Genomic DNA, 11,964 nt, shown 5'->3' on the forward strand with positions numbered 1-11,964 from the left:
GGCCAGCGGCCGACACTACCGGGGGGGCGGCGCACGCCGCACCTGCAGTCTCTCTACGCACGCTGTTGGCGGCAGTGAGCGCGCCGTGTCCACGATGTGCACGGCATTCATTCCGCCACCACGTGCGCCGTCGCACCCTGCACGCAACCACACAGGGAACGCCTCCATGAAACATGCCATCGCCACCGCCGCCGTCTGCTTTGCCCTCGCCGCCTGCAGCAGCACACCGATGGCCCAGGTGCAGCCGATCGACGGCGTGATTTCCGGCCAGTGCCACAGCGACAGGGTGCGCGGCGCGGTGGGCCTGGCCGCCTCGGACGCCACTGTGGCCCGCGCACGCGTGGACAGCGACAGCCTGCACGTGCGGGTCCTGCGCCACGACGGCCCGCGGGTGCCACCGGCCAGCGAAGGCGGCGACCGCCTGACCATCGAGAAGGGCCGCACCAACAATATCGTCGCGATCTACTGCGGCTGACGACTGCGGCTGAGCCGGCGTGCCCTGCGCAGCACGCGCAGGGTGGCCTGCTCCCACTGGCGCGGCCCGCGCAGGCCGGCCAGCTTGGCCAGTTCACCGCGCTCCCAGCCGACGAACACGCACGGGTCGATATAGGCCTTGCGGCACACCGCCGGCGTGTTGCCCAACCGGGCCGCCACCTGGCACACCACGCTGCGCTGTGCCTGCGCCAGCGCACGCTGGCTGGCCGGTTCCGGCAGCTCGGTGGCAGCAAACGCCTGCACCGCCGCGACGGTCCCGCCCCAGGTGCGGAAATCCTTGGCAGTGAAGTCCTCGCCCATCACCTCGCGCAGGTAGTCGTTCACCGCACCGGAGTCGACCGGCTGCAGCGCACCGTCGTCATCGCGGTACTGGAACAACGCCTGCCCCGGCAGCTGCTGCAGGCGCCGCACCAGCAGCCCCAGCCTGCGGTCGCCCACGGTCACCTCCTGCAGCTGCCCGGACTTGCCGCGGAAACGCATTCGCACCCGGCCGCCACGCAGCAGCTCCAGATGACGGTTACGCAGTGTGGTCAGTCCGAATGACCGGTTCTGCTGCGCATAGGTCTCATTGCCGACCCGCACCAGGGTGTCGGCCAGCAACGCGACCACCATGGCCAGCACCTTTTCCTTAGGGAAACCCGGCCGTTTCAGATCCCGCGACAACCGCCGCCGCAGCGTGGGCAGGGCCTCGCCAAAGGCGATGATGCGGTCGAACTTGCCGGCGTCGCGCTCCTTCGCCCAGTCGGGGTGGTAACGGTACTGCTTGCGCCCGCGCGCATCGCGGCCTGTGGCCTGCAGGTGGCCGTTGGCGTGGGCGCAGATCCACACCGCGGTGTAGGCCGGTGGAATCGCCAGTGCGCGGATGCGTTGCAGGGTGGTGGCGTCGCGTATCGCGTGGCCATCAGCATCGCGGTAACTGAAACCTTTTCCGGCGCGGCGCCGGCTGATGCCCGGCTGGGTGTCGTCGACATAGCGCAGGCCGGCCGCGCGCGCGGCCTGTCGTTCGGGAGTGGAGGCGGTCGGCATGCCAGTAGTGTCGCGGTCGCCGTGCCGCGATCCTGTCGATAACACAAGACAAACACGTGAGGGCCGGTTCGCCGCTATGCTCGGGTCTTCACAACCCCTTCCGGAGTCATGATGTCGTTCCCGATTCGCGCCCGTTCGCTCTCCGCCCTGCTGCTGCCGGCTGTGCTGGCCTTGACCGCCTGCCAGGCACCGGCGCTGGATGAACAGGATTCGGCCACGGCCCACGCCCAGCAGGCGGCCGAAGCCGCCAAGGCACCGGCCGACGAAGCCGGCAAGGCCATCGAGGCGCCGCCGGTCGGCACCTGCGATGCCAGCCAGGTGCAGAGCCTGGTCGGCCAGGCCTACACCGATGGGCTGGGCAAGCAGGCGCAGGAAGATGCAGGCGCCAGCCAGGTACGCGTGCTCAAGCCCAATGATGTGGCCACGATGGAGTTCCTAGGCGACCGCCTGAACATCGAAGTGGACGCCAAGGGCGCCATCAGCGGCGTGCGCTGCGGCTGAGTCCCGCCCCGCGCCGGCACTGGGTTGCCGGCGCGTTCTGTTGCACCTGCAACCGTGTATTGCGGCGTTGCAGCAACCTGTGATCTAGTCGAGGCATCCGGTGGCCTCACGATGCGCTCCAGGGAATGAGCGGGGACGAGTGTCGCCGCCAACCCTATACGCATCGAGGTAGAGATGGCCCCCCGCAACCGCCAAGGGCTTTACGACCCGCGCTCCGAGCGCGATGCCTGTGGATTTGGCATGGTCGCCCAGCTCGACGATCAACCATCGCGCCTGTTGGTTGATACCGCCATCGCCGCGCTTTCGCGCATGACCCACCGTGGCGGTGTTGCCGCCGATGGCCTGACCGGTGATGGCTGCGGCCTGCTGCTGCGCCGCCCCGATGCGTTCCTGAAACTGCTGGCCAGCGAAGCCGGCATCGCCACCGCCGCGCGTTTCGCCGCCGGCCTGGTATTCCTGCCGCATGACGCCGACGCGGCGCAGGCCTGCCGCGCGCAGCTGCAGGCGCAGGTGGAAGCGGTGGGCTGCAAGGTCGCTGGCTGGCGCGAGGTACCGACCGACGACAGCGTCTGCGGCCAACTGGCGCGCGACACGCTGCCGCGCATCGAGCAGGTGTTCGTCGATGCGGGGGTTGGCCAGGATGATGCCGGCTTCGCGCTGGCGTTGTTCCTGGCCCGCCGCCGCAGCGAACAGCAGCTGCGCGATCACGCCGACTTCTACGTCACCACCCTCACCCCGGATGCGATCAGCTACAAGGGCATGGTGCTGCCGGACAAGCTCAGCCGCTTCTTCCCGGACCTGCAGCGCCGCGAGCTGGCCTCCAGCGCGATCGTGTTCCACCAGCGATTCTCCACCAACACGCTGCCGCGCTGGCCGCTGGCCCACCCGTTCCGCATGCTCGCCCACAACGGCGAGATCAACACCATCGAAGGCAACCGGCGCTGGGCGCAAGCGCGCAGCAAGGTGTGGAAGACCCCGCGCTTCGACATCGCCGAATTCGATCCGGTCATCTCCATGCACGGTTCGGATTCGCAGAGCCTGGACAACATGCTGGAGCTGATGGTCGCCGGTGGCATGGAGCTGATCCAGGCGCTGCGCATCCTGGTGCCGCCGGCCACGCAGTCGCTGGAATTCAAGGACCCGGACCTGGCCGCGTTCTACGAATTCCACGGCCTCAACAGCGAGCCGTGGGACGGCCCGGCTGGCATCGTCGCCTGCGACAGCCGCTATGCGGTGTGTACGCTGGACCGCAACGGCCTGCGACCGGCGCGCTGGATGCTCACCGCCGACCGCCACTTCCTGGTCGCCTCCGAAGCCGGCGTGTGGGAAGTGCCGACCGAGCGCGTGGTGCGCAAGGGCAAGCTCGGCCCCGGCGAGATGATCGCGATCGACCTCAAGCGCGGCGACCTGCTCGACTCCGATGCGGTGGACCGCATCAACCGCGGCCGCGCGCCCTACAAGCAGTGGCTGCAGCAGGGCGTGACCTACCTGCAGACCGAACTGATCGACCCGTCGCTGGTGGAAGAGCCCTTCGACGAAGGCACCCTGCGCAGCTACCACAAGCTGTACCAGCTCAGCAGCGAGGAGGTGGAGCAGGTGCTGCGGCCGCTGGCCGAGACCGAGCAGGAAGCCACCGGCTCGATGGGCGACGACACGCCGATGGCGGTGCTGAGCCAGCGCAGCCGCCCGCTGTACGACTATTTCCGCCAGGCCTTCGCGCAGGTCACCAACCCGCCGATCGACCCGCTGCGCGAAGACTGCGCGATGTCGCTGTCCACCCAGCTCGGCAAGGAAACCAACATCTTCCATGCCGGCCCGGAGACGGTGAACCACGTCATCCTCAATTCGCCGGTACTGAGCCAGCGCAAGCTGCGCCAGCTGTTGAAGATGGACCAGTACGTGCAGGCCAACCGCCTGCTCGACCTTTCCTACAGCGAAGACGAAGGCCTGCGCGCCGGCATCGAACGCATCTGCAGCGAAGCGGAACAGGCCGCGCGCGATGGCATGGTGATGCTGCTGCTGTCCGACCGCTACCCGGTGGCCGGGCGGCCGATGGTGCATGCGCTGCTGGCCACCAGTGCCATCCACCACCACCTGTCTCGGCTGGGCCTGCGCTGCGACGTGAACCTCATCGTCGAGACCGGCACCGCACGTGACCCGCACCACATGGCCTGCCTGCTCGGTTTCGGTGCCACGGCGGTTTACCCGTACCTGGCCTACCAGACCCTGTTCGACCTGGGCCGTCGCGGCATCCTCAAGCTCAGCAAGGGCGGCGAGCAATCGCAGATCGGCCGCCGCTACCGCAAGGGTATCTACAAGGGCCTGTCGAAGATCATCTCGAAGATGGGCATCTGTACGGTGGCCAGCTACCGCGGCGCGCAGCTGTTCGAGATCATCGGCCTGGAACCGGAAGTGGTGGACCTGTGCTTCCCCGATACCGCCTCGCGCATCGGCGGCGCCGGCTTTGCCCGCCTGGATGCCGACGCGCGCGAACTGTGCGCGCAGGCCTGGGACGCGCAGCAGGGCGTGGATGTCGGCGGCCTGCTGAAGTACGTGCACGGCGGCGAATACCACATGTACAACCCGGACGTGGTGACCACCCTGCAGCGCGCGGCGCGCAGCGGTGACCCGCGTGCGTGGCAGCAGTACTGCGATGCGGTGCATGCGCGCCCGCCATCGGCGCTGCGTGACCTGCTGGAGCTGGTGCCGGCGGCCGCGCCCGTGCCGCTGGACGAGGTCGCTCCAGCCAGTACCCTGTTCCCGCGCTTCGATACTGCGGCGATCAGCCTGGGCGCACTGTCGCCGGAAGCACATGAAGCATTGGCCATCGCCATGAACCGCCTCGGCGGCCGCAGCAATTCCGGCGAAGGCGGTGAGGATCCCGCGCGCTATGGCACTGCGAAGCGCAGCAAGATCAAGCAGGTCGCCTCGGGCCGCTTCGGCGTTACCGCCGAGTACCTGGTCAATGCCGAAGTGCTGCAGATCAAGGTCGCGCAGGGCGCCAAGCCCGGCGAGGGCGGCCAGCTGCCCGGCCACAAGGTCAACGAACTGATCGCACGTCTGCGCTACGCGCGGCCGGGCATCGGCCTGATCTCGCCGCCGCCGCACCACGACATCTATTCGATCGAAGACCTGGCGCAGCTGATCTACGACCTCAAGCAGGTCAACCCGACCGCGCTGGTATCGGTGAAGCTGGTCAGCCATGCCGGCGTTGGTACCATCGCCGCCGGTGTGGTCAAGGCCGGTGCGGACCTGATCACCATCTCCGGCCATGACGGTGGCACCGGTGCGTCGCCGGTCAGCTCGATCCGCTATGCCGGCGTGCCGTGGGAGCTGGGCGTGGCCGAAGCGCACCAGGCGCTGCTGGCCAACGACCTGCGCGGGCGCACCCTGCTGCAGACCGATGGCGGGCTGAAGACCGGCCTGGACGTGGTCAAGGCCGCGCTGCTGGGCGCGGACAGCTTCGGCTTCGGCACGGCGCCGATGATCGTGCTGGGCTGCAAGTACCTGCGCATCTGCCACCTCAACAACTGCGCCACCGGCGTGGCCACCCAGGACGAACGCCTGCGCGAGAACCACTTCACCGGCCAGCCGGAGCGCGTGGAGAACTTCTTCCGGCTGCTGGCCGAAGAAGTGCGTGGCTGGCTGTCCTACCTGGGCGCACGTTCGCTGGAAGAGATCGTCGGCCGCACCGACCTGCTGCGCCAGATCGAGGCTGCGCCGCGTGACGACGTACGCGTGGACCTGTCGCGCCTGCTGGCCGATGCCCGTTACGAGGGCAGCCACTGCGCCGCGCAGCGCCTGTACGAATCGCCGGACAGCCTGGCCACGCAGATGGATGGCCTGCTGGCCCCGGCCATCGAGCACAAGCGCGGCGGCGAGCATCGCTTCCTGATCCACAACACCGACCGCAGCATCGGCACCCGCCTGGCCGGCGCGGTGGCACGCGCGCACGGCAACCAGGGCATGGCCGAGGCACCGCTGGAACTGCGCTTTCGCGGCAGCGCCGGGCAGAGCTTCGGCGCATTCAACGTGGGTGGCCTGCACCTGGAGGTGGAAGGCGAAGCCAACGACTACGTCGGCAAGGGCATGGCCGGTGGCCGCCTGGTGGTGCGACCGCCGCGCGGTGCCCGCTTCGAGGCACGCAGCACCGCCATCATCGGCAACACCTGCCTGTACGGCGCCACCGGCGGCGAGCTGTTCGCCGCGGGCAGGGCGGGCGAGCGCTTCGCGGTACGCAACTCCGGCGCGCTGGCGGTAGTGGAGGGTGCCGGCGACCACTGCTGCGAGTACATGACCGATGGCGTGGTACTGGTGCTGGGCAAGGTCGGGCTGAACTTCGGTGCCGGTTTCACCGGCGGCCTGGCCTACGTGCTGGACGTTGATCGCGATTTCGTCGACCGCTACAACCACGAGCTGATCGACATCCATCGCGTGTCCGCCGAGGGCTTCGAGAACTATCGCCAGCACCTGCACCGCCTGATCGGCCGCCACCGCGAGCTGACCGGCAGCATCTGGGCGCAGCAGATCCTGGACGAGTTCCGCGATTACATCGGCAAGTTCTGGCTGGTCAAACCGAAGGCCGCCAGCATCGAGTCGCTGACCGAAACCCTGCGACGCGCCGCGTGATGTTTTCCGGTAGTGCCGGCCGCTGGCCGGCAACGTTCCCCCTCGCATTACAGAGCCCGCCATGAGCCGCAAGCACGCTTTCCAGTTCCTCGACCTGCCCCGCACCATGCCGCAGCGCATTCCGGTGGAACTGCGCACCTCCGGCGACTGGGGTGAGCTGTACGGCAGGTTCGGCAAGGAAGACGCGCAGTACCAGGCCGGCCGCTGCCTGGACTGCGGCAACCCGTACTGCAGCTGGAAGTGCCCGGTGCACAACGCCATTCCGCAGTGGCTTCAGCTGGTGCAGGAGAACCGCATCCACGAGGCGGCCACGCTGTGCCACAGCACCAACCCGCTGCCGGAAGTGTGCGGCCGGGTGTGCCCGCAGGACCGGCTGTGCGAAGGCAGCTGCACGCTGGAGGAGTTCGGTGCGGTCACCATCGGCGCGGTGGAGAAGTACATCGTCGATACCGCATTGGCCAGTGGCTGGCGCCCGGATCTGGCCGCGGTGCAGCCGACCGGCCACAGCGTGGCGGTGATCGGCGCCGGTCCGGCGGGGCTGGCCTGTGCCGACCGCCTGGCTCGCGCCGGCATTGCCGCCGTGGTCTATGACCGCTACGAGCAGATCGGCGGCCTGCTGCAGTTCGGCATCCCCAGCTTCAAGCTGGACAAGGACGTGATCCGTCGCCGCCGCGACGTGCTGGAGGGCATGGGGGTGCAGTTCCGCCTCGGCGTGGAGATCGGCCGCGACATCAGCCTGCAGCAGCTGCTGGATACCCACGATGCGGTGTTCGTCGGCACCGGCGCCTACCGCTACACCGATGGCGGCCTCGACGGCCAGGACCTGAAAGGCGTGCTGCCGGCGTTGCCGTTCCTGGTGCAGAACAGCCGCATCGTCGGTGGTGATGATCCGAAGGGCCGGCCGATTGCCGGCTGGGAAGACACCATCGCCCTGCCCGATCTCAACGGCAAGCGCGTGGTGGTGCTCGGCGGTGGCGATACCGGCATGGACTGCGTGCGCAGCGCGATACGGCTGGGCGCGGCCAAGGTCACCTGCGCCTACCGCCGCGACGAAGCAAACATGCCCGGCAGCGCGCGCGAGGTCGCCAATGCACGCGAGGAAGGTGTGCGCTTCCTGTTCAACCGGCAGCCGCTGTCGATCGAAGCCGGCGCCGATGACGAAGTAATCGGCGTAACCGTGGTCGAGACCCGGTTGGGTGAGCCGGATGCGAACGGCCGCCAGAACGCGGTGCCGATCGATGGCAGCGAATCGCTGCTGGAGGCCGACGTGGTGATCATCGCCTTCGGCTTCTCGCCGACCGTTCCGGCATGGCTGGCCGAGCACGGCGTGGAAGGCCGGTCCAACGGCCGTATCGTGGCCGGAGGCAAGGATCGCCTGCCGTTCCAGACCGCGCATCCGCGCCTGTTCGCCGGTGGTGATGCGGTACGCGGTGCCGACCTGGTGGTGACCGCCGTGGCCGAGGGCCGCGATGCCGCCGCCAGCATCGTCCGGCTACTGGCCCACTGAGTCCGGCGCCAGCAGTACCGCCAGCAGCGCCCGCAGCACGTGCGGCTCCACCGGCTTGGCCAGGAAGTGGTCGATGCCAGCCGCGCGACAGGCTTCGCGGGTGCTTTCCATCACGCTGGCCGTGAGCGCGATGATCGGCACCTGCGCACGTGCCGGGCAGGCATCAGCGCGGATCGCCCGCGCCAGTGCGAAGCCGTCCATGCCCGGCATGTGGCAGTCAGTGATCACCAGCTCGAACGGCTGCGCCTGCCATGCTTCAAGCGCCGACCGCCCATCGGTACAGGCGTGGACCCGCAGCCCTAGCGCGCACAGGCGCTGCTCCAGCAGCTGCAGGTTGGTAGGATGGTCTTCAACCACCAGTACGCACGCCGCCGGCAATGGATGCTCATCCGCTGATGCCGCCGAAGGTGCGGCCATGGGTGCCTCGCAGGCCTCCAGGTCCAGATCCATCCATACCGTGGTGCCCTGCCCAGGGGAGCTGCGCAGCTGCAGCTCCGCCCCCATCGAGGTTGCCAGCTCGCGGCAGATCGCCAGGCCCAGCCCACTGCCGCCAAAGCGCCGTGTGGTCGAGCGCTCCGCCTGGGTATAGGCGGCGAACACCGCCTGCTGGCGTTCCTCGCTGATGCCCACGCCGCTGTCGCTCACCTGCAGGCGCAGCCGCTGGCCGCCGTCACGCTGCTGCAGTACCTGCACCTGCAGTTCCACGTGGCCCTGCCGGGTGAACTTCAATGCGTTGCCGGCCAGGTTGAACAGGATCTGGCGCAGGCGCAGGCCGTCGGCCAGCGATCCCGGCTGCATCTCCGGATCCAGCACCACCTGCAGGTGCAGGCCGCGGCTGGCGGCCACCGGCATCAGCAGCTGCTGCACCGCGCGCACCAGTGCCGCCAGATCGATGGGCCGCAGCTGCAGTGGTGCGCCCTGCAGGCGCTGGCTGTGCAGGACATCGTCGAGGATCTGCCGCAACATCCGCGCGGCATCATCGACCGTGGCCAGCACCTGCTGCTGGCGCGCCTCCAGCCTGCTGCCCGCCAGCCGTTCGAGCATGCCCAGCAAGGTGCTCATCGGGGTGCGGATCTCGTGGCTCATCGTTGCCAGGAAGTGCGCCTTGGCCTGTGCTGCCTGTTCGGCCTGGCGGCGCGCGTCGGCCAGCGCGCGGGTACGTGACTGCACCTCGCTGACGTCGATCCAATAGCCGCTCCACTCGACGTCGCTGTCGTCGCAGGGCAACGGCCGCCCATGCGAACGCACCCATCGCCACCCTTGTGGCGAACGGGTGCGGAAAGTGACGTCGATCGGGCCACGCGCCAATGCAGCCGTCTCGACACAGGCCATCACCTGGCTGCGGTCATCCGGATGGACCGCGGCCAACAACCGCTGGTGATCGATCCGCGCGGTCTCCACGCTGATTCCGAACAGGGCCTGCACGTCACCGGCGATCTGCGGAAAGCTGTAATGGCCGCCCGCCGACCGACGCGCCTGGTAGACCACCGCCGGCAGGTTCGCAGTCACCTCCTGCAGGCGCTGCTCCACTACTCGGCGGCGCACGCTTTCGCGATGCACCCGCCAGTAACCGTAGGCATGTACCAGCGCCAGGGCGAGCAGGATCAACGAGGCCGGCACCAGCCAGCGCAGGGGCGACGATGACGGGGAATTACGCGGCCGGTCCGGCAGCCAGTCCGCACGGATCTGTTCGCGCTCGGTATCGGTCAGCTGCGACAGCGCGTGCTCGAAGCCGACGATGACATCGGCGCAGGCGGGCGTGGTCGCCAGCACCAGGGCATCATCGAAACCGGCCGGCGCAGCGATCAGCAGTGCATCGCCCTGGTAGCGGCGCAACGCGGCCTCGACGTCGCCGAGGTTGGCGACGACCGCATCGATCAATCCGGTGCCCAGCAGCGGGAGCGCATCGTCCAGCGCTGCCGGTGGCAGCAGCTGTGCACCCGCTGCCTGCTCGGCCAGCAGCCCCTGCAGCGGCATCCGGCTGGGGCTGGCCACGGTTCGTCCACGCAGATCTTCCAGGCCCAGCACCGGCGGCGTACCCTCCCGGCGCACGATCACCTGTGGCAGCTGCAGGTAGGGCGTGCTGGCCACCCACCCGGCGGGCAGCTGCGAGCGTGGCCATCCCAGCAGCGCCTGGGTGCCGGCCGGCAGCTCATCCCGGTCCACGCTGGCGGCCGGCACGGGCAGCAGCTGCAGTGGCCGTTGCCGGCCCAACAGCTCCAGGTACACCGCGCCGAGCCCCCGTGCCTCACCCTGTTCGCTGGACGACAAGGGTGCGCGGTCGGAAGGCCAGGCGATGCGCAGCGGTGTCCTGCAGCCCGTGGCGGAGGCCGTGGCAGGCAGCAGCAGGCTGGCCATGACAGCAATGGCTGCCGGGAAGCCGGCGACATTCACGGTAGGCATCCTCATCTCGCGGGCGGAAGGAACGGCCGCGCTGCGGTACCGCTGCCTGCCACGCTATCGACGTGCGGACCGACGGCAATGAAGAAAGTTGTAAAAGCATCCAGATAGGGGAATGCCGACATACACTGCCGCCTTCACCCGTAACTGCGGAGCGTTCGATGCGCATCGGCCTGGCTGCCAACCGTCTTCATCACCACGACGCGCGCGCCGCGCTGTTCCGTTGGCTGCGCAGCAGCGAGGCCGGCCTGCGCGAGCTGGGCGTGTCGCTGCATGCGGTCGGTCGCACCCATGACGCGATCGAACGACAGGGCTTCCTAGCCGGGTACGCGGGCCTGCACCGTTATCCCTACGGTCGCGAGGGTGGGCTGATGAAGCTGGTCGCCGAAGTCGTTGGCATGGGTCCGGATCGGACACTGGATGGCGCGATCTACCTGATCGACCCGGTCGATCCGTCCTCGGTATTTCCGGAAGCCACGGCGCTGAAGCGCCAGTGCGTGATTCACGGCAAGCCGTTCATTTCGACCGTGGCCACCGCACGCGACTGGGTCGAAGTGGAGCGCGTCCACGCCGGGCTGGCGGCAGACGGCGGCGCCGACGACCTGCATGCGTTCGAAGGCCAGACGCTGGCGCTGATCGCGCACGATGCGATGAAGCCGGCGATGCTGGCCTTCGCCGATGAGCACTTCGATGTGCTGGTCCGGTTCGGCGAGCGGGTGGCGACGGGCACCACCGGCCAGCGTTTGAACGAACTGGCCTGGAGCCGGGGCTGGCCACGTGATACGCCGTGGGTGACGCGCTACCAGAGCGGCCCGATGGGCGGTGATGCGCAGATTGCCGACCGGGTGCTGGAGGGGCGCTGCCAGCGTGCGATTTTCTTCGAGGATCCGCACGTGGCGCGCCAACATGAGGCGGATATCCAGCTGCTGGAGCGCGCGGTGACGACGGTGACCGATCAGGCGGTGTGCATTACGGCGCCGCGGGTGGCGGCGCGGTGGGCGGCGGCGGCGGCGCTGCGGGCGGGGTGAGGGTTTCGGCCAACGGCTGAGCCCTTCGTGGTCGGTGGGTCTGCACGATCATGAGGTTGGCCGGGATGGGTGGAATTGCGGGGGACGCCGTAAACCCGTCCCTGAAGTGACCCCCGAGACTTGGACAGGGGTCAGGCGGCCGATTGGGCCTGTTGGGCCTGCTCCCGGTACTGTACCGGGCTCAGGCCCTTCAATTTCAATTTGATTCGCTCTTGGTTGTAGTACTGGATGTATTCCACCAGCCCCGCCTCCAGACTCTCGATGCTGTCAAAGTTGTTCAGGTAAAAGAACTCCGACTTCAGCGTCCCAAAGAAGCTCTCCATCGCTGCATTGTCCAGGCAGTTGCCACGCCGGGACATGCTTTGTTTTAAAGAGTGC

8 protein-coding genes are annotated in these 11,964 nt (G+C 68.5%); 5 read left to right on the forward strand and 3 right to left on the reverse strand.

Annotated features, from left to right (window positions below; genetic code table 11):
- Nucleotides 1-166 precede the first annotated feature (166 nt).
- Entirely contained in the window at nucleotides 167-475 is a 309-nt protein-coding gene (locus tag G370_RS0118790) for a putative periplasmic lipoprotein (RefSeq protein ID WP_019661972.1), read from the forward strand.
- On the opposite strand, the gene G370_RS0118795 is transcribed toward G370_RS0118790, so the two are convergent.
- Nucleotides 463-1,521, reverse strand: coding sequence for a DNA topoisomerase IB (locus G370_RS0118795; protein WP_019661973.1), 1,059 nt, complete (start codon nucleotides 1,519-1,521; stop codon nucleotides 463-465). The two genes, G370_RS0118790 and G370_RS0118795, sit on opposite strands and share 13 nt — an antisense overlap.
- 111 nt (nucleotides 1,522-1,632) lie before the next feature.
- On the opposite strand from G370_RS0118795, the gene G370_RS0118800 reads away from it, so the two are divergent.
- From G370_RS0118800 to G370_RS0118810, 3 genes are all read left to right on the forward strand, one after another.
- On the forward strand, nucleotides 1,633-2,022 hold the full coding sequence (locus tag G370_RS0118800; protein ID WP_026347258.1) for an I78 family peptidase inhibitor: 390 nt from the start codon (nucleotides 1,633-1,635) through the stop codon (nucleotides 2,020-2,022).
- Between the two features lie 174 nt (nucleotides 2,023-2,196).
- A complete protein-coding gene (gene gltB, locus G370_RS0118805; protein WP_019661975.1) occupies nucleotides 2,197-6,651 on the forward strand; it encodes a glutamate synthase large subunit in 4,455 nt (1,484 codons plus the stop codon).
- A 61-nt stretch (nucleotides 6,652-6,712) separates the two neighbouring features.
- On the forward strand, nucleotides 6,713-8,158 hold the full coding sequence (locus tag G370_RS0118810; protein ID WP_019661976.1) for an FAD-dependent oxidoreductase: 1,446 nt from the start codon (nucleotides 6,713-6,715) through the stop codon (nucleotides 8,156-8,158).
- On the opposite strand, the gene G370_RS0118815 is transcribed toward G370_RS0118810, so the two are convergent.
- A complete protein-coding gene (locus G370_RS0118815; protein WP_019661977.1) occupies nucleotides 8,144-10,552 on the reverse strand; it encodes an ATP-binding protein in 2,409 nt (802 codons plus the stop codon). The two genes, G370_RS0118810 and G370_RS0118815, sit on opposite strands and share 15 nt — an antisense overlap.
- Nucleotides 10,553-10,719: 167 nt before the next feature.
- Between G370_RS0118815 and G370_RS0118820 the strand changes: the two genes are divergently transcribed.
- Nucleotides 10,720-11,586 (forward strand): hypothetical protein, encoded by an 867-nt coding sequence (locus G370_RS0118820; RefSeq protein ID WP_019661978.1) that lies wholly within the window; start codon nucleotides 10,720-10,722, stop codon nucleotides 11,584-11,586.
- 131 nt (nucleotides 11,587-11,717) lie between these two features.
- Here the strand turns inward: G370_RS0118820 and G370_RS01000000120960 are convergent.
- The coding region (locus G370_RS01000000120960; protein ID WP_032955444.1) for an IS3 family transposase at nucleotides 11,718-11,964 on the reverse strand (247 nt) is incomplete at its 5' end.

Source organism: Stenotrophomonas hibiscicola ATCC 19867, assembly GCF_000382065.1.
Taxonomy (GTDB): domain Bacteria; phylum Pseudomonadota; class Gammaproteobacteria; order Xanthomonadales; family Xanthomonadaceae; genus Stenotrophomonas; species Stenotrophomonas hibiscicola.

Coding starts and splice junctions, on each gene's coding strand:
- G370_RS0118790 (WP_019661972.1), top strand. CDS start 167: ATGAAACATGCCATCGCCACCGCCGCCGTCTGCTTTGCCCTCGCCGCC.
- G370_RS0118795 (WP_019661973.1), bottom strand. CDS start 1,521: ATGCCGACCGCCTCCACTCCCGAACGACAGGCCGCGCGCGCGGCCGGC.
- G370_RS0118800 (WP_026347258.1), top strand. CDS start 1,633: ATGTCGTTCCCGATTCGCGCCCGTTCGCTCTCCGCCCTGCTGCTGCCG.
- gltB (WP_019661975.1), top strand. CDS start 2,197: ATGGCCCCCCGCAACCGCCAAGGGCTTTACGACCCGCGCTCCGAGCGC.
- G370_RS0118810 (WP_019661976.1), top strand. CDS start 6,713: ATGAGCCGCAAGCACGCTTTCCAGTTCCTCGACCTGCCCCGCACCATG.
- G370_RS0118820 (WP_019661978.1), top strand. CDS start 10,720: ATGCGCATCGGCCTGGCTGCCAACCGTCTTCATCACCACGACGCGCGC.